Here is a 16,588-nt window from a genome sequence, read left to right as displayed (position 1 = left end):
GATGTTGTAAACTTAGCAAAAAAATACCTTGAAAGCTCCCCGACTTTGGGCCAAATTGGGGGTCATAGATAGTAATCTTTCACTGTTACCAGGCGTCGGCTCCTTTCAGCGGGGTCGCCGTCATCGACTCGACAGCACAAGAACGCGAGGATGCCAGCATGACCCTACGTGTCGCGATCAATGGCTTTGGCCGCATCGGCCGCAATGTCCTTCGGGCCCTCTACGAAAACGGTTACCGCGACCGGGTTCAGGTGGTCGCCATCAACGACCTGGGCGACCCGGCCCTCAATGCCCATCTGTTGCAGCGCGATAGCGTCCACGGCCCCTTCCCGTTCAAGGTCGAGCATGACGAGGAGAGCCTCAGCGTCGACGGCGATCGCATCGCCATCTCCTCCCAGCGCGACCCGGCCCAGTTGCCCTGGTCCGCCCTCAACGTCGACCTGGTGATGGAGTGCACCGGCCTGTTCACCAAGCGTGAGGCCGCCGCCAAGCACCTGGAGGCGGGGGCTCGCAAGGTGCTGATCTCCGCCCCCAGCCCCGATGCCGACGCCACCGTGGTCTATGGCGTCAACGAGGACGTGCTCGAGGCCGGGCACCAGGTGGTCTCCAATGCCTCCTGCACCACCAACTGCCTGGCGCCGGTGGCCAAGGCCCTGCAGGACACGGTGGGCATCGAGAACGGCCTGATGACCACGGTGCATGCCTACACCAACGACCAGAACCTCTCCGACGTCTACCATAGCGACCCCTATCGGGCGCGCAGCGCCACCCAGTCGATGATTCCCACCAAGACCGGTGCCGCCGCCGCCGTGGGCCTGGTGCTGCCGGAGCTCAACGGCAAGCTGGACGGCCTGGCGGTGCGGGTGCCGGTGATCAATGTCTCCCTGGTGGACCTGGTGTTTACCGCCGGCCGCGACACCACCAAGGAGGAGATCAACGCCATCGTTGCCAAGGCCGCCGAGGCCTCGCCGGTGCTGGCGGTCAACGCCCTGCCGCTGGTCTCCATCGACTTCAATCACGATGCCCACTCTTCCACCTTTGACGCCAACCACACCCGCGTCAATGGTCGCCTGGTCAAGGTGATGGCCTGGTACGACAACGAGTGGGGCTTCTCCAACCGCATGCTGGACACCGCCCTGGCCATGGCCGCGGCGCGCTGATCCGCCCCAGGCACGATATGGCGTCGCCATGCCCACGGCGACTCACGGCTCCGCTCCGGTGTCATGGTGACGTCATGTCCTGCGCTTCACGGGTGCCCTTCGGGCACCCGTTCTCGTTTCTGGTTTCTGCCGCCACGCTTGACTTCCGCGCTGGCCAACGGTGCTTGTCCGGCGCTAAGCTGCTAGGCTTAGTCCCATCAGCGATGGACGCTGAATGGTCACTAACATGGAGCAGCGGCCGTGACAGGCAGAGTGAGATTCCCGCCCCCCGTCGATGTGCAGCCCCTGCTGGGGCTCTCGCTTCGCGATACCCAGAAGGGCCGTGAAGGGCGCATCGTGGGCGTCGATCAGTCCCAGGCCACGCCGGTGCTCTGGGTTTGCTGGGCTCCTGGCCAGGGCAGCGAGCGCGTGGAGCTGACCCGCGAGCAGTTCGAGGCCCTGCTGGCCGCCTGCCGCCCTCCGGCCCCCAGGCCGTCATACCGGGCCGCCGAATCCACGGCTGACGCCGATACCCAGGCAGGGCCCGAGCCCCGACGCCAGGTCGCGCGGCGTTAGTCCCCCCGCCTTTTCGCGTCGTTTGGCGGCGCCCACTTTCCTGGCCAGGTCGTCCGGCGCTAGCTTTTCCGTTTTCCCATCTCGGCTTTTTCGCGTCGTTTGGCGGCGCCTACTTTCCCGGTGGGCGTCGCTTCGCTATGGTCGGAAGGTTGTCATCCGAGAGTCTGTCCGTATGCATGGAACTGCGCGCCCCGCCCTGCGGGTGCAGGCCCTGGCCGCCATCGACGAGGTGGCCGCCGCCCGCTGGAATGCCCTGGTCGGGGAGGATTACCCTTTCCTGCGCCACGAATTCCTGGCCGCCCTGGAGGCGAGCGGGGCGGTGTCCACCGCCACCGGCTGGACGCCGCGGCACCTCTGCCTGTGGCAAGGCGAGCGACTGGTCGGGGCCCTGCCGCTCTATCACAAGGCTCACTCCCGGGGCGAGTACGTCTTCGACTGGGGCTGGGCCGATGCCTGGGAACGGGCGGGGGGCCGCTACTACCCCAAGGCCCTGAGTGCGATTCCCTTTACCCCGGCCCCGGGACCGCGGTTGCTGCTGGCGCCGCATATCGACCCGGCGGAGGCACGGCAGCAGCTGGCCGCCGATTGGGAGGGTGGCGGGCTCTCCGGCTGGCACCTGCTGTTTGCCGAAAGCGCCGAGGTGGATGCCTGGCTCGCGGCCCGGCCGAACCTGGTCGTGCGCCACGGGGTGCAGTTCCAGTGGCGGGATGCGGGCTTCGGCGACTTCGAGGGGTTTCTGGCCGCCATGACCTCCAAGCGGCGCAAGGCGATTCGCCGTGAGCGGCGCCTGGTCGCCGACCAGGGGCTGCACCTGGAGCGCCTGGAAGGCGAGGCCATCGATGCCGAGGCCCTGGACCACTTCTACCGCTGCTACTGCCTGACCTACCTGGAGCGGGGCCAGCGCCCCTACCTGTCGCTGGCGTTCTTCCAGCGGCTGCGGGAAACGATGCCCGAGGCGCTGCTGCTGGTACAGGTTCGACTGGAGGGGCGGCCGGTGGCGGCGGCGCTGAGCCTGCAGGGCAGCCGCACCCTCTACGGTCGCTACTGGGGCAGCGAGGTGATGGCCGACAGCCTGCACTTCGAGGCCTGTTACTACCAGGGCATCGAGCACTGCCTGGCCAAGGGACTGACCACCTTCGACCCGGGCACCCAGGGCGAGCACAAGCTGGCCCGGGGCTTCGCTCCGAGCCGCCTGCGCTCCCTGCACCATATCGCCGACCCGCGGCTGCGCGACGCCGTGGTGCGTTTCTGCGCCGAGGAGGCCCAGCACCTGGCGGCCTACTGCGACGCCGCCGAGGCGGCCCTGCCGTTCAAGGATTGCGTGGGGAATGCGACCGGATAACCCACAGGGCTATCACAGTCGGAATCGCCGAGGGGCGCTGGGGGCAGAATGGAGCGGGGGTTTTTTGCCAGGGATGGCAAAAGTAGCGCCCAGGGAGGGGTTCACAGCGCCCCGCGACGGGCTGCCCCCAGGGTAGCCCCGGATCCCAAAGCTAACGGTGATAGTCCTGGATAACCCCGGCCGCGACTCGCCGCCATGGCGGCGATAATGGCATAATCGCCGCCGACCTTTTCCGTGGATGGGATGACCTCATGCTCAAGTGGCTGGCCGGCGTGCTGCTGGTGCTGATCGCCCTGCTCCAGTACCGCCTCTGGTTCGGCGAGGGCGGCCTGCGCGAGCTGGCCGAGACCCGGGCCCGGGCCGATGTGGTGGAAGCGGCCAACGAGCCGCTGCGCGCCCGCAACCAGCGCCTGGCCGCCGAGGTGAACGACCTCAAGACCGGCCTCGATGCCATCGAGGAGCGGGGCCGCAGCGAGCTGGGCATGGTACGCAGCGACGAGCAGTTCTTCTGGGTGCCCGGGGTGGTGATCGAATCGGCCCTGATCGAGCAGAACGCCCTGCCCCTTGACGCCGGGGAGGGCCGCCCATGAGCCGTCGCCTCTGGCTGATCGTGCCCGCCGCCGGGCAGGGGAAACGCATGGGTGCGGACCGTCCCAAGCAGTACCTGGAACTGGCCGGCCAGCCGATCCTGGCCTGTACCCTGGCGCGGCTGCACCAGGCCTTCCCCGAGGCGCGGCTCTGCCTCTGCCTCGATCCCGACGATGCCTGGTTCGATCCCCGCTGGGTGCCCTTCGCCGACTGGCGGCGCAGCCCCGGCGGCGCCGAGCGGGTGGATAGCGTCGGCGGCGCCCTGACGGCCATCGCCGCCGAGGCCGACGCCGACGACCTGGTGCTGGTCCACGACGTGGCTCGCCCCTGCGTCACCGTCGATGACCTGCACCGGCTCCGAGACGCCGCCCTGGCATCGCCCGCCGGGGCCATCCTCGCCGCGCCGGTGGCCGACACCATGAAGCGCGACGATGGCCGGGGCCATATCCGTGCCACCGAGCCCCGGGACGGCCTCTGGCACGCCCTGACTCCCCAGGGCTTCGCTTACGGGCTGCTGAGTCGTGCCCTCGAGGCGGCCCGGGCCCAGGGCGTGGTGATCACCGACGAGGCCTCGGCGGTGGAGGCCCTGGGCCTGGCGCCGCGCCTGGTGAACGGGCGCCGCGACAACCTCAAGGTCACCCATCCCGACGACCTGAGCCTGGCGGGGTGGATCCTCGCCGCCCAGGACGAGACCAGTCGCCACCCTTATCGCAATTCTGATCGCAACCCTTTTGGCAACCCCGGAGAGTCCACCTGATGCGCCTGAGAATCGGCCACGGCTTCGATGTCCACCGCTTCGGCGAGGGCGACCACCTGATGCTGGGCGGGGTACGCATCCCCTTCGATCACGGCTTCGTGGCCCACTCCGACGGCGATGTGCTGCTGCATGCCATCTGCGATGCCCTGCTCGGCGCCTGCGCCCTGGGCGATATCGGTCGCCACTTCCCCGACACCGATGCTGCCTGGGCCGGCGCCGATAGCCGCGACCTGCTGCGCCACGTCCATCGCCTGGTGACGGAGGCCGGCTACCGGCTCGGCAACCTGGACGCCACCCTGATCGCCCAGGCCCCCAAGATGGCGCCCCACCTGGCGGCCATGGTGGACCACCTGGTCGAGGACCTGGACTCGCCCCGGGACGCCATCAACCTCAAGGCCACCACCACCGAGCGGCTCGGTTTCACCGGTCGCGGCGAAGGCATCGCCGCCGAGGCGGTGGTGCTGCTGGAACGCCAGGCATGAGCGAGATCCACTGGCCGCCGAACTGGCCGCGGGTCCTGGAGGCACGCTTCGGCACGCCGCCGCCGGGGGAATATCGCGCCACTCCCGAGGCCTTCCTGGTGGAGGAACTGCTCGACTTCGCCCCGGAAGGGCAGGGCGAGCACCTCTGGCTGTGGGTGGAGAAGCGCGACCTGACCACCCCGGAGCTGGTCAAGCGCCTGGCCCGGGCCTGCGAGGTGCGGCCCCGGGACATCGGCTACGCCGGCCTCAAGGATCGCCAGGCGGTGACCCGCCAATGGCTCTCGGTGCATCTGCCGGGCCGCGAGGCGCCGGAAGACCTGGAAGCGCGCCTGGGGGAGACCCCGGTGAGGCTGCTGGAATACCACCGTCATCCCCGCAAGCTCAAGCGCGGAGTGCACAAGGGCAACCGCTTCCGCCTGCGCCTCACCGGCGAGGCCTGCGAGGCCGCCGACTTCGATGCCCGCTGGCAGGCGCTGATCGAGCAGGGCGTGCCCAACTACTTCGGCCCCCAGCGCTTCGGCCACGAGGGGCGCAACCTGGGGCGCGCCGAGGCCCTGTTGGCGCGCGGCTGGCGCAAGCGTGCCGATCCCGAAGGCCTGCTGCTCTCCGCGACGCGCAGCTACCTCTTCAACCAGTTGCTGGCCAGGCGCATCGCCGAGGGCAACTGGGCCCGGCCGCTGCCCGGCGAGCTGGTGATCCTGGACGGCACCGCCAGCCAGTTCCTGGTGGAGACGCCGGACGAGGAGCTTCTGGCCCGGGCCGAACGCCTCGACCTGCACCCCAGCGGCGTGCTCTGGGGCAAGGGGCGCCTGGGCAGTGGCGACCAGGCGGCCGAGTATGAGCAGGCCCTGACGACGCTGGCGCCGGCGCTCTGCGCCGGCCTCGAGGCCGCCGGGGTGAGCCTGGGGCGGCGCGCCCTGCGCCTGCGCCTGGGCAATCCCAGCCTGCAGCGCGATGCGGGCGGCGTCTGGCTCGCCTTCGACCTGCCCCGGGGTGGTTTCGCCACCGCCGTGCTGCGGGAATTGATCAGTCACCCGACCCTTTAAGCTCCCGGCGGCATTTCGCCGGACGTATCATCCGCTCAGTCGGCGGACAAGACGAGGACCCAGGATGCGACGACTGCTGCTCTCCAATGACGATGGCGTCCATGCCCCGGGGCTGCGCGCCCTGCATGACGCCCTGACCGGCCTGGCCAGGCTGCGGGTGGTGGCCCCGGATCGCGACAAGAGCGGGGCCAGCAACTCCCTGACCCTGACTCGACCGCTGGCCCTCAATGCCCTGGACAACGGCTTCTACAGCGTCGACGGCACCCCGGCGGACTGCGTCTACCTGGGGGTCAGCGACCTCTGGGAGGAGACCCCGGACCTGGTGATCTCCGGCATCAACCATGGCGCCAACCTGGGCGACGACGTCCTCTATTCCGGCACCGTGGCGGCGGCCATGGAGGGGCGCAACCTGGGCATGCCGGCCATCGCCATGTCGCTGGTGGGCCATCGCCATTTCGAGACCGCCGGCCGGGTGGCGGCGAGCCTGGTCAATGCCGCCGACACCCTGTCGCTGCCGCCGCGCAGCCTGCTCAATGTCAATGTGCCGGACCGGCCCTGGAGCGAGATCCAGGGCTTCAAGGTGACCCGGCTGGGCTTTCGTGGTCCCGCCGCCCGCCCGTTGCGGGTGCAGGACCCCCGAGGCCGCGAGCGCTACTGGATCGCCGCCGTGGGGGAGAGCGCCGACGATGGCCCCGATACCGATTTCGCCGCCGTGGAGGCGGGCTATGTCTCCATCACGCCGCTGCAGACCGACCTGACCCGGCATGCGGCCCTGGCTGACGTACGAGGCTGGCTGGATGCACTCGCTTGACCTGCGCGGTATCGGCATGACCTCCCAGCGCACCCGGGACCGCCTGGCGCGGCGCCTGGCCCGGGCCGGCATCGAGGAGCCCCGGGTGCTGGAGGTGATGGCCGCCGAGCCGCGCCACCTGTTCCTCGACGAGGCCCTGGCCCATCGGGCCTACGAGGATACCGCCCTGCCCATCGGCCATGGCCAGACGCTCTCCCAGCCGGGGATGGTGGCACGCATGAGCGAACTGGTGGTCAATGAGTCACCACGGCGGGTGCTGGAGATCGGCACCGGCTCCGGCTACCAGACCCTGATCCTGGCGCGGCTGGTGCCCGAGGTGTGGTCGGTGGAGCGCATCGCCGCCCTGCACCGCCGCGCCGCGGGGCGACTGCGGCGGCTCGGGGCCCATAACACGCACCTGCGCCTGGCCGATGGCGGCCACGGCTGGCCGGAGGCGGCGCCCTTCGATGTGATCCTGCTCACTGCCTGCGCCAGCGAGTTGCCCGAGGCGCTGCTGGAACAGCTGACCGAGGGCGGGGTGCTGATCGCGCCCCTGGAGGAGCGCGATGGCCAGCAGTGGTTGACCCGGGTTCAGCGCCAGGGGCAGGGTTACGATTACCGGCGGCTCGAGCGGGTTCGCTTCGTGCCGCTACTGGAAGGAGTCATTCGTTGAAGTTCAAGGCTAGCGTTTTCCTCAAGGGGGCCGGCATGGGCGCCGCCGATGCGGTGCCCGGGGTATCCGGAGGCACCATCGCCTTCGTCACCGGCATCTACGAGGAGCTGATCCATACCATCAAGCAGTTCGGCCCCAGCGCCTTCGGCGCCTGGCGCCGCGGCGGCCTGAGCGGCCTGGCGCTGCACCTCAACCTGACCTTCGTGGTGCCCTTGCTGCTGGGCATCGGCATCAGCCTGGTCAGCGTGGCGCACCTGGTCACCTGGCTGCTGGAGGCCCATCCGCTGCTGCTGGATGCCTTCTTCTTCGGCCTGGTCGCCGCCTCGGCCCTGGTGGTCAGTCGTAGCCTGACGAACTGGCGCCTCTGGCATGTGTTGCCGCTGATCGGTGGCCTGCTGCTGGCCCGGGCCCTGCCGGGGCTGATGCCCCTGGTGGCGGAGCTGGGGGCGGAGTCGCTGATGCTGGTGGTGGCCGGTGCCATCGCCATCAGCGCCCTGCTGCTGCCGGGGCTCTCGGGCAGCTTCCTGCTGCTGACCATGGGGCTCTATGCCACCGTGATGGAGGGCATCAAGGGCTTCGATCTGGCGCTGATCGCCCAGTTCGGGGTGGGCTGCGTACTGGGGCTGTTCTTCTTCTCGCGGCTGCTCTCCTGGTTGCTGCACCATGCCCGGACCGGCACCCTGCAGCTGATGATCGGTTTTATCGTCGGTTCCCTGCCGCTGCTCTGGCCGTGGCGGGAACTGGTGCGTTACCAACTCGGGCCGGCGGAGCAGATGATCCCCCTGGATTATCGCTACCTGCTGCCCCATGACTATGCCCTGCTCACCGGCGAATCGGCCCAGCTCGTCCCCGTGCTGGCGCTGATGCTGGCAGGCTTGATTCTGGTGCTGGTGATCAGCCGACAGGCCGGATCCCGGGCACCCCAAGGAGGACATTGATGCGTAAGGCACTCTTGGTATCGGCGGTGGCCCTGGCCATGGCGGGCTGTGCCGCCCAGCAGCAGCCCGGGGGTCAGGTTTCCGTGCGTGATCTCTCGGTGGCTCGGGAAGCCACGGCGCCCGCCAGCTACACCGTGGAGCCCGGCGATACCCTCTATGGCATCGCCTGGCGCCACGACATGGATTATCGCGAGCTGGCGCGACTCAACCAGATCGGCCCGCCCTACCTGCTGCAGCCCGGGCAGCAGCTGCGCCTGGGCAGTGGTGAGACGGGGCAGGCCCTGGCCGGCAGCGCCGAGGCAACGCCGGCCCGCGGCGTTCAGGTCACGCCCCTGGGCGAGGCCCCGGCGGATCGCGATCTGGACTGGCTGGCCCCGGACGAGTCCGCCATCGAACGCAATCGGCAGCTGAGCGCCACGCCCCTGGAGGGTGAAGCGGTAGCGGCGGCCGGCCAGGTGGCCGAGGCCGAGACGGCGGCTCCCGGTCCGGTCGTCAACCCCGAGAGCCCGGGGGCCGATGGTCGCCTCAGCGAGCGCGACCTGGCGGAGCGCGAGGCGCGCCAGGCCCAGGAGACGGCGAGCCGTGAGCCCGCCGTTGAGAGCCCCCGCGCCGAGAGTCGGGATACTGGGGCTCGTGAGGTTGCCGACACCGAATCGTCATCAGCCCCGGTGGATACTGACTCCCGGGAAGCGGCCGCCGCCCCGGCCGAGGAGGCCGCCCCGGCCAGCCGCAATGGTCAGCGCACCTATACGCCGGTGGCCGAGGTGCCCTGGCAGTGGCCGGCGGAGGGCGAGCTGGTGGGCAGCTTCGGTGATGGGGGCAACATCACCGCCGGCATTGATATCGCCGGACAAAAGGGGCAACCTGTCAAGGCAGCCGGGCCGGGGATCGTGGTCTATGCGGGCAGCGGCGTCAGGGGCTATGGCAACCTGATCCTGCTTAAGCACAACGACGAGTACCTGAGCGCCTACGCCCATAACGACAGCCTGCGCGTCAGCGAGAACGACGTGGTGGAGGCGGGCGAGGTGATCGCCACCATGGGCGATACCGACGCCGACCGGGTCAAGCTGCACTTCGAGGTACGCCGTAACGGCCAGCCTCAGGACCCCCTGACATTCCTGCCGTCGCGCTAACGCGGCGGCACCTTATAACAACAAGCATGGATAGAGAGGCGGCCGCCCTCGGCGGCCACTGTTCCAGGGTCTGATGAATGGGGTAGCACTATGAGCATACTCGAACGCGATCTGCAGGACATGGACATCGAGTCCGTCGACGAGGCCATCGATGACGATGCGGAGGTGGTCGACGAAGACAAGGCGTCCGATGAGTTCGAGAAGGCCCTTAGCCGTGAGGAGAACACCTACCATCACAGCCTGGACGCCACTCAGATCTACCTCAACGAGATCGGCTTCTCGCCGCTGCTGACCCCCGAGGAAGAGGTCCACTTCGGGCGCCTGGCCCAGGCGGGGGACCCCGCCGGTCGGGCAAGAATGATCGAGTCCAACCTGCGCCTGGTGGTCAAGATCGCCCGGCGTTACCTCAACCGGGGCCTGTCGCTGCTCGACCTGATCGAGGAGGGCAACCTGGGGTTGATCCGCGCCGTGGAGAAGTTCGACCCGGAGCGGGGCTTCCGCTTCTCCACCTACGCCACCTGGTGGATTCGCCAGACCATCGAGCGGGCGCTGATGAACCAGACCCGCACCATCCGCCTGCCGATCCATGTGGTCAAGGAGCTCAACATCTACCTGCGGGCGGCCCGGGAGCTGACCCAGAAGCTCGATCACGAGGCCACCCCGGAGGAGATCGCCGATTTCCTCGACAAGCCGGTGGCCACGGTGAAGAAGATGCTCGGCCTCAACGAGCGGGTCTCCTCGGTGGATTACCCCATGGGCAGCGAGAGCGACAAGCCGCTGATCGAGACCCTGGCCGACGACAACGAGCAGGGCCCGGAGTCCTGGCTGCTGGACGTGGACGTCAAGCAGCACGTCGACGACTGGCTGGCGGAGCTCACCGACAAGCAGATGGAAGTGGTGGTACGTCGCTTCGGCCTGCGGGGCCACGAGGCGGCTACCCTGGAAGAGGTGGGCGAGGAGATCGGCCTGACCCGGGAGCGGGTGCGGCAGATCCAGGTGGAGGCCCTGAAGAAACTGCGCCGGGTGCTGGAGAAGCAGGGCCTGAACCTGGACGCCATCTTCGAGTGATCCGGGGGGTAGCGAGAGTCCGAGGGGGCGGCGCCAGTGGCGTCGCCCCCTGTTCGTTGGGGGATATCACTCGCCTTTCGTCGACAGGTTAGAGCTTCTTTCTGATCGATCGGTATATGACAAATAAAGTTATTGAAATTCATGCCATATTTGGTGGTTAGATGGCGTGAAATCGGCGCTTTTCTGGCAAATAATCATGCCTTCCCGACGAGTTGCCGAAAAATACCCCGGAGACAACGATGGCACGTCCCCTGATCGCCGATATCGACCTCGAGGCCCTGCGCCACAACTACTGCCTGGCCCGCGACCTGGCGCCCGACAGCCAGGCGGTGGCGGTGCTCAAGGCCGATGCCTACGGGCATGGGGCCGTGGCCTGTGCCCGGGCCCTGGAGGACCTGGCCCCGGCCTTCGCGGTGGCCTGCATCGAGGAGGCCATCACCTTGCGCGAGGCGGGCATCACCACCCCCATCGTGCTGCTGGAGGGGATCTTCGAGGCCGGCGAGCTGGAGCGGGTGGATGCCCATGGCCTGTGGATCGCCGTGCACAGCGACTGGCAGCTGGAGGCGCTGCTCGCCTATCGTCCCCAGCGACCGATCCCGGTGTGGCTCAAGGTGGACTCCGGCATGCATCGCCTGGGCTTCGCCCCGGAGCAGGCCGAGGCGGCCTGGGCGCGGCTGGCATCGGCCCCCGGGGTGGTCGGCGATCGGCTGCTGATGAGCCACTTCGCCACCGCCGATGCGGCCCATCCGGCCTATTTCGAGACCCAACTGCTGCGCATGCAGGCCCTGGCCGAACGTCTCAAGGCGCCCCTGTGCCTGGCCAACTCCCCGGCCACCCTGGCTCATCCCGAGGCCCACGGGGCCTGGAATCGCCCCGGGGTGATGCTCTACGGCAGCGATCCCCTCGAGGTGGCCAACGAGGCGAGCCGTGGCCTGAAGCCGGTGATGACATTGCGCTCCGAGATCATCGCCGTGCGCGAGCTGGCTCCCGGCGAGCCGGTGGGCTATGCCGGTCGCTGGAAGGCGCCGCGTCCGGCACGGATCGGCGTGGTGGCCTGCGGTTATGGCGACGGCTACGATCGTCACGCCGTGGATGGCACCCCGGTGCTGGTCGATGGCCGGCGCACCGCCATCGCCGGCAAGGTCTCCATGGACATGCTCACCGTGGATATCACCGAGCTTCCCGAGGCGGGGATCGGCAGCGAGGTGGTGCTCTGGGGCCGGGCAGCCAATGGCACCGTGCTTGGCGTGGACGAGGTGGCCCGCCACTGCGACACCATCAGCTATACCCTGCTCACCGGGGTGCTGCCGAGGGCCCCGAGACGCTATAATCGCGACTGAATTGGCCGGCCAATCGGGGACAGACCCCCATTGAGGCCCCGCGAGTCTGGAGGCTTTCTGCATGAATCTGAGTCATCAATGGGGGTCTGTCCCCCAATGAGCTTCGCCCACCCCCGCTACTGGCCCACCTGGCTGGGCATCGGCGCCATGCGTCTCGGGGCCTGGCTGCCCTGGCGCCTCAAGCTGGCCCTGGGCAAGAGCATCGGCCTGCTGGCCTGGCGGCTGGCCAGGCGCCGCCGGCATATCACCGAGACCAACCTGCGGCTGTGCTTTCCGGAACTGGACGAGGCGCAGCGCGCCGCGCTGGTGCGCGAGACCTTCATCGCCAATGGCATCGGCCTGCTGGAGACCGCCACCGGCTGGTGTCGCGACCCGGAGCACCTGCGCCACCGGGTCACCTTCAAGGGGCAGGAGCATATGGCGCGAGTCCAGGCCGAGGGCAAGGGCGCGCTGATCATCGGCATCCACTTCTCCACCCTGGACCTGGGGGGGGCCCTGCACTCGCTGTTCTTCCCCGCGGACGTGGTCTATCGGCCCCACGATAACGCCCTCTTCGAGCGTTTCATGACCCGCGCCCGTTCGCGGATCTTCGGCGCCGCCATCGATCGCCGCGATCTGCGCGGCGTGGTCAAGCGCATCAAGTCGGGCCACCATGTGTGGTACTCGCCGGACCAGGACTTCGGTCGCGATGCCAGCGTCTTTGCGCCCTTCTTCGGCATCGATGCCGCCTCCATCAAGCTCACTGCCAAGATCGCCAAGATGACCGGCGCCCCGGTGATGCCGCTGATGTTCCACCGCAACCCGGATAACCGCACCTACACCCTGGAGTACCTGCCGCCGCTGGAGAACTTCCCCAGCGGCGACGAGGTGGCCGATGCGGCCCGGGTCAACGCCTTTATCGAACAGGCGATCCGCAAGCACCCGGAGCAGTACCTGTGGCTGCACCGGCGCTTCAAGACCCGCCCCGAGGGCGAACCGGGGTTCTACTGACGCTTCGCGTCAAGCTGGAAGCTAGAAGAAGAGAAAACCCCACGGACCTTGCGGTCGTGGGGTTTCTTCCAGCTTCAGGCTTCCAGCTTCAAGCTTAAGCGTCGATCCGCTTGTACTTCATGCGGTGCGGGGTGTCGTTGCCGACCCGCTTCTTGTGATCCGCCTCGTACTCGGTGTAGTTGCCCTCGAAGAACACCACCTGGGAGTCGCCCTCGAAGGCGAGCACATGGGTGGCGATCCGGTCGAGGAACCAGCGGTCGTGGGAGATCACCATGGCGCAGCCGGGGAAGGCCAGCAGGGCTTCTTCCAGGGCGCGCAGGGTCTCGATGTCGAGGTCGTTGGAGGGCTCGTCGAGGAGCAGCACGTTGGCGCCCTGCTTCAGGGTCTGGGCCAGCTGCAGGCGACCGCGCTCCCCCCCGGAGAGGTCCGACAGGCGCTTCTGCTGGTCGTTGCCCTTGAAGTTGAAGCGTCCCACGTAGGCGCGCGAGGAGACCTCATAGCCATTGATATTGAGGATATCCTGGCCGTCGGAGACCGCTTCCCAGACCGTCTGCTTGTTGTCCAGGGCGTCGCGCAGCTGCTCCACGTAGGCGATTTCCACGGTCTCGCCGATCACCACCTCGCCGGCATCGGGCTGCTCGGTGCCCTTGACCAGCTTGAACAGGGTCGACTTGCCGGCACCGTTGCCGCCGACGATGCCGACGATGGCCCCCTGGGGCACGGTGAAGGAGAGGTCCTCGTAGAGCAGCTTGTCATCGAAGCGCTTGGAGACACCGTGGAACTCGATCACCTTGTCGCCCAGGCGCTTGCCGGGCGGAATGTAGATCTCGTTGGTCTCGTTGCGCTTCTGGAAGTCGCCGGACTGCATCTCCTCGAAGCGGTTCAGGCGCGCCTTGCTCTTGGCCTGGCGGCCCTTGGCGTTGGAGCGCACCCACTCCAGTTCGTGCTTGATGGCCTTCTGGCGCGAGGCTTCCTGCTTGGCCTCCTGCTCCAGGCGCTTCTCCTTGGATTCCAGCCACTGGGAGTAGTTGCCCTCGAAGGGGATGCCCTGGCCGCGGTCGAGCTCGAGGATCCAGCCGGCCACGTTGTCGAGGAAGTAACGGTCGTGGGTGATCGCCACCACGGTGCCGTTGTAGTCGTGGAGGAAGCGCTCCAGCCAGGCCACGGACTCGGCGTCCAGGTGGTTGGTGGGCTCGTCCAGCAGCAGCATGTCGGGGCCGGAGAGCAGCAGGCGGCACAGCGCGACGCGGCGGCGCTCGCCCCCGGAGAGGTTGCCGACCTTGGCGTCCCAGGGCGGCAGGCGCAGGGCGTCGGCGGCCACCTCGAGCTTGCGCTCCAGGTTATGGGCGTCGGCAGCCTCGATGATGTTCTCCAGGCGCGCCTGTTCGGCGGCCAGGGCATCGAAGTCGGCGTCCGGCTCGGCGTAGGCGGCGTAGACGGCATCGAGCTTGGCCTGGGCCTCCTTGATCTCGCCCAGGGCCTCTTCCACGGTCTCGCGGACGTTCTTGGCGTCGTCGAGCTCGGGCTCCTGGGGCAGGTAGCCGACATTGATGCCCGGCATGGGGCGGGCCTCGCCCTCGAACTCGGTGTCGACGCCGGCCATGATGCGCAGCAGGGTCGACTTGCCCGCGCCGTTGAGGCCCAGCACGCCGATCTTGGCACCGGGGAAGAAGGACAGGGAGATGTCCTTGAGGATCTGCTTCTTGGGGGGCACGATCTTGCCCACCCGGTTCATGGTGTAGACGTATTGCGCCATGGAAAGCCACTTCGGTTGAGGGGTTTTTTCGCTGGCACGATGATAGTGCCCGGGGCCCGGAAAGGCCAGCCAGTGGCAAGTTCGGACGGGCTATCGCAGCTGGAATGGCTCAGGGGCGCTGGGGGCAGGCTGGAGCGGGGGTTTTTTGCCAGGGATGGCAAAAGTAGCGCCCAGGGAGGGGTTCACAGCGCCCCGCGACGGCCTGTCCCCAGGGTAGCCCCGGGCCAAAAAGCTAACTCCAATAGCCCTGAGGCGGTCGGCTGGGCGATGACACGTCGAGATAAAAGAGCGGGGCGCCCTGGGGCGCCCCGCCGGGTGGGTTGTGATGGGGGTTAGAGCAGCTCTTCGGCGGCCAGGGCCAGCCGCGAGCGCTCGATGCTGCGTAAGGTGATATGGCCGGCATGTGGCCAGTGGCGGAAGCGCTGCACCAGCGCTGCCATGCCGCAGGTGTTGGGGGTGAGGTAGGGGGTATCGATCTGCCCCACGTTGCCCAGGCAGACGATCTTGGTGTTGCGCCCGGCCCGGGTAACCAGCGACTTGAGCTGCTTGGGCGTGAAGTTCTGCGCCTCGTCGATGATCAGGAAGGTGTCGTTGAGGGTCCGGCCGCGCATGAAACCCGGCGAGCGGATCTGCACCCGGGAGCCGATCAGCGAGCGAGTGGCGTCCTCGCTCCAGCTGCTGGAGCCATCCTTCTCGTCGCGCAGCAGGTTGTCCATGTTGTCGTGGAAGGCGCCCATCCAGGGCGACATCTTCTCCTCCTCGGTGCCCGGCAGGAAGCCGATGTCCTCGCTCATGGAGATCGGCGCCCGGGTGAAGACGATGCGCTCGAACTGCTTGCCGTCCAGGGTCTGCTGGAAGGCCGCCGCCAGGGTCATGTAGGTCTTGCCGGTACCGGCGCCGCCGGCGATGGTCACCAGGTCCACCTCGGGGTCCATCAGCAGGTTGAGGGCGAAGTTCTGGCGGCTGTCGTGGGCATGCACCCCCCAGACGCTGGCCTTGTGGCGGTAGTTGGTGAGCAGCTGCAGGCGCGCCCGGCCCGGCTCCAGCTCGCGGACGATGGCCTCGAAATGAGCGCCGTTCTCGTCGTCGGAGACCAGCATGCCCACGTGCCAGTCGTCGGGCAGCTCGCCGCGCAGGGCATAGAAGGTGTGGTGGTCGGCGCGCTCCACCTCCACCTCGACGGCCAGCGATTCCCAGAGGGCCGTGCCGTCATGACCGGCGTCGGCGACGATCTGGGCGCCCTCGGTCATGGCGTCGCTGTCGTCGAAGGCGCGGTCGGTGAGGTAGTCCTCCACCGGCACCTTGAGGGCGGCCGCCTTGACCCTGAGGTTGATGTCCTTGGTGATCAGGATCACCGAGGCATCCGGGTACTCGTCGCGTAGCCGGCAGGTCTCGGCGAGGATCTGGTTGTCGGGGCTCTCTTCCAGGTGATCCAGGGGGGCCAGGTCCCGGTAACAGAGAAAACGCAGGCGACCGCTGGGGGCATCGTTGGCCCGGGGAATGGGAATGCCGTGGGGGATCTCGTCGAAGTCGACCTGGTTGGTCAGCTCCGAGAGGGTACGGCTGACCTGGCGGGCGGTCCGGGCAATTTCACGAATGCCGTTCTTGTGCTTGTCGAGCTCCTCGAGGACCGTCATGGGAATGGCGACGTCATGTTCCTCGAACTGGTAGATGGCCGTGGGGTCATGCAGCAGGACATTGGTATCCAGCACGTAGAGCCGAGTGGGCTTCTTGTCGATTCGCACCATCGTTGGAAGCGCTCCTTGGTTGACGGCATGATCGACATTGGCAGTGACACCTTACGGTCATATGACAGCCTGTCATAAGGGCACCGCGCCAATGCCGCTTCCCTGGTATGACCTGCCTCCTCTATGGCCGGGGATACTCCCTTTGACCCTAGAATGCGCCGACGATTTCGCGATCGCCAGCGTCCTGGTTCAACGTTTTTTAGCGTCTGTCGATGTGCCCGG

At 67.9% G+C, this 16,588-nt stretch carries 16 protein-coding genes; 14 read left to right on the top strand and 2 right to left on the bottom strand.

Annotation, left to right across the window (positions count from 1 at the left end; genetic code table 11):
- The first annotated feature begins 158 nt into the window (after positions 1–158).
- The 14 genes from gap to lpxL all read left to right on the top strand — a co-directional run bounded on the left by gap (position 159) and on the right by lpxL (position 12,862).
- Entirely contained in the window at positions 159–1,160 is a 1,002-nt protein-coding gene (gene gap, locus IHD13_RS12035; RefSeq protein WP_195861295.1) for a type I glyceraldehyde-3-phosphate dehydrogenase, read from the top strand.
- A gap of 252 nt (positions 1,161–1,412) precedes the next feature.
- Positions 1,413–1,715, top strand: a complete 303-nt coding sequence (locus IHD13_RS12030) for a hypothetical protein (protein WP_195861294.1) — start codon at positions 1,413–1,415, stop codon at positions 1,713–1,715.
- 172 nt (positions 1,716–1,887) lie between these two features.
- Positions 1,888–3,057 carry a GNAT family N-acetyltransferase gene (locus IHD13_RS12025; RefSeq protein WP_195861293.1) on the top strand — a complete coding sequence of 390 codons (1,170 nt, stop codon included), beginning with the start codon at positions 1,888–1,890 and terminating at the stop codon, positions 3,055–3,057.
- A 251-nt stretch (positions 3,058–3,308) separates the two neighbouring features.
- Positions 3,309–3,647 (top strand): septum formation initiator family protein, encoded by a 339-nt coding sequence (locus tag IHD13_RS12020; protein ID WP_195861292.1) that lies wholly within the window; start codon positions 3,309–3,311, stop codon positions 3,645–3,647.
- The gene (gene ispD, locus IHD13_RS12015) at positions 3,644–4,402 is read left to right on the top strand and encodes a 2-C-methyl-D-erythritol 4-phosphate cytidylyltransferase (protein WP_195861291.1); all 759 of its coding nucleotides are present in this window, start codon (positions 3,644–3,646) and stop codon (positions 4,400–4,402) included. Before IHD13_RS12020 ends, ispD begins: the two co-directional genes overlap by 4 nt.
- Complete coding sequence (gene ispF / locus IHD13_RS12010; RefSeq protein ID WP_195861290.1) at positions 4,402–4,884, top strand: 2-C-methyl-D-erythritol 2,4-cyclodiphosphate synthase; 483 nt, start codon at positions 4,402–4,404, stop codon at positions 4,882–4,884. The genes ispD and ispF overlap by 1 nt, the downstream gene beginning before the upstream one ends.
- Positions 4,881–5,930, top strand: a complete 1,050-nt coding sequence (truD, locus tag IHD13_RS12005) for a tRNA pseudouridine(13) synthase TruD (RefSeq protein ID WP_195861289.1) — start codon at positions 4,881–4,883, stop codon at positions 5,928–5,930. The genes ispF and truD overlap by 4 nt, the downstream gene beginning before the upstream one ends.
- A gap of 64 nt (positions 5,931–5,994) precedes the next feature.
- Positions 5,995–6,741, top strand: a complete 747-nt coding sequence (gene surE / locus IHD13_RS12000) for a 5'/3'-nucleotidase SurE (RefSeq protein WP_195861288.1) — start codon at positions 5,995–5,997, stop codon at positions 6,739–6,741.
- A complete protein-coding gene (locus IHD13_RS11995; RefSeq protein ID WP_195861287.1) occupies positions 6,728–7,393 on the top strand; it encodes a protein-L-isoaspartate(D-aspartate) O-methyltransferase in 666 nt (221 codons plus the stop codon). The genes surE and IHD13_RS11995 overlap by 14 nt, the downstream gene beginning before the upstream one ends.
- The gene (locus tag IHD13_RS11990; RefSeq protein ID WP_230086270.1) at positions 7,390–8,331 is read left to right on the top strand and encodes a DUF368 domain-containing protein; all 942 of its coding nucleotides are present in this window, start codon (positions 7,390–7,392) and stop codon (positions 8,329–8,331) included. The genes IHD13_RS11995 and IHD13_RS11990 overlap by 4 nt, the downstream gene beginning before the upstream one ends.
- Positions 8,331–9,464: a peptidoglycan DD-metalloendopeptidase family protein gene (locus tag IHD13_RS11985; RefSeq protein ID WP_195861286.1), complete on the top strand. Its 1,134-nt coding sequence runs from the start codon at positions 8,331–8,333 to the stop codon at positions 9,462–9,464. Before IHD13_RS11990 ends, IHD13_RS11985 begins: the two co-directional genes overlap by 1 nt.
- Before the next feature lie 90 nt (positions 9,465–9,554).
- Positions 9,555–10,532 carry an RNA polymerase sigma factor RpoS gene (gene rpoS, locus IHD13_RS11980; protein WP_195861285.1) on the top strand — a complete coding sequence of 326 codons (978 nt, stop codon included), beginning with the start codon at positions 9,555–9,557 and terminating at the stop codon, positions 10,530–10,532.
- Between the two features lie 239 nt (positions 10,533–10,771).
- Entirely contained in the window at positions 10,772–11,872 is a 1,101-nt protein-coding gene (gene alr / locus IHD13_RS11975; RefSeq protein WP_195861284.1) for an alanine racemase, read from the top strand.
- Positions 11,873–11,968: 96 nt separating this feature from the next.
- Positions 11,969–12,862 carry an LpxL/LpxP family Kdo(2)-lipid IV(A) lauroyl/palmitoleoyl acyltransferase gene (lpxL, locus tag IHD13_RS11970; protein WP_230086269.1) on the top strand — a complete coding sequence of 298 codons (894 nt, stop codon included), beginning with the start codon at positions 11,969–11,971 and terminating at the stop codon, positions 12,860–12,862.
- A gap of 94 nt (positions 12,863–12,956) precedes the next feature.
- Here the strand turns inward: lpxL and ettA are convergent, their stop codons facing one another.
- Both ettA and IHD13_RS11960 read right to left on the bottom strand, forming a co-directional pair.
- Positions 12,957–14,618 carry an energy-dependent translational throttle protein EttA gene (gene ettA, locus IHD13_RS11965; protein WP_195861282.1) on the bottom strand — a complete coding sequence of 554 codons (1,662 nt, stop codon included), beginning with the start codon at positions 14,616–14,618 and terminating at the stop codon, positions 12,957–12,959.
- 332 nt (positions 14,619–14,950) lie between these two features.
- Positions 14,951–16,366 carry a PhoH family protein gene (locus tag IHD13_RS11960; protein WP_195861281.1) on the bottom strand — a complete coding sequence of 472 codons (1,416 nt, stop codon included), beginning with the start codon at positions 16,364–16,366 and terminating at the stop codon, positions 14,951–14,953.
- Positions 16,367–16,588 lie beyond the last annotated feature (222 nt).

It is taken from the genome of Halomonas sp. 328 (assembly GCF_015645095.1).
Classification (GTDB): Bacteria; Pseudomonadota; Gammaproteobacteria; order Pseudomonadales; family Halomonadaceae; genus Bisbaumannia.
The sequence above is the reverse complement of the archived record's forward strand: the minus strand, read 5'-3'. Positions and strand labels throughout refer to the sequence as shown.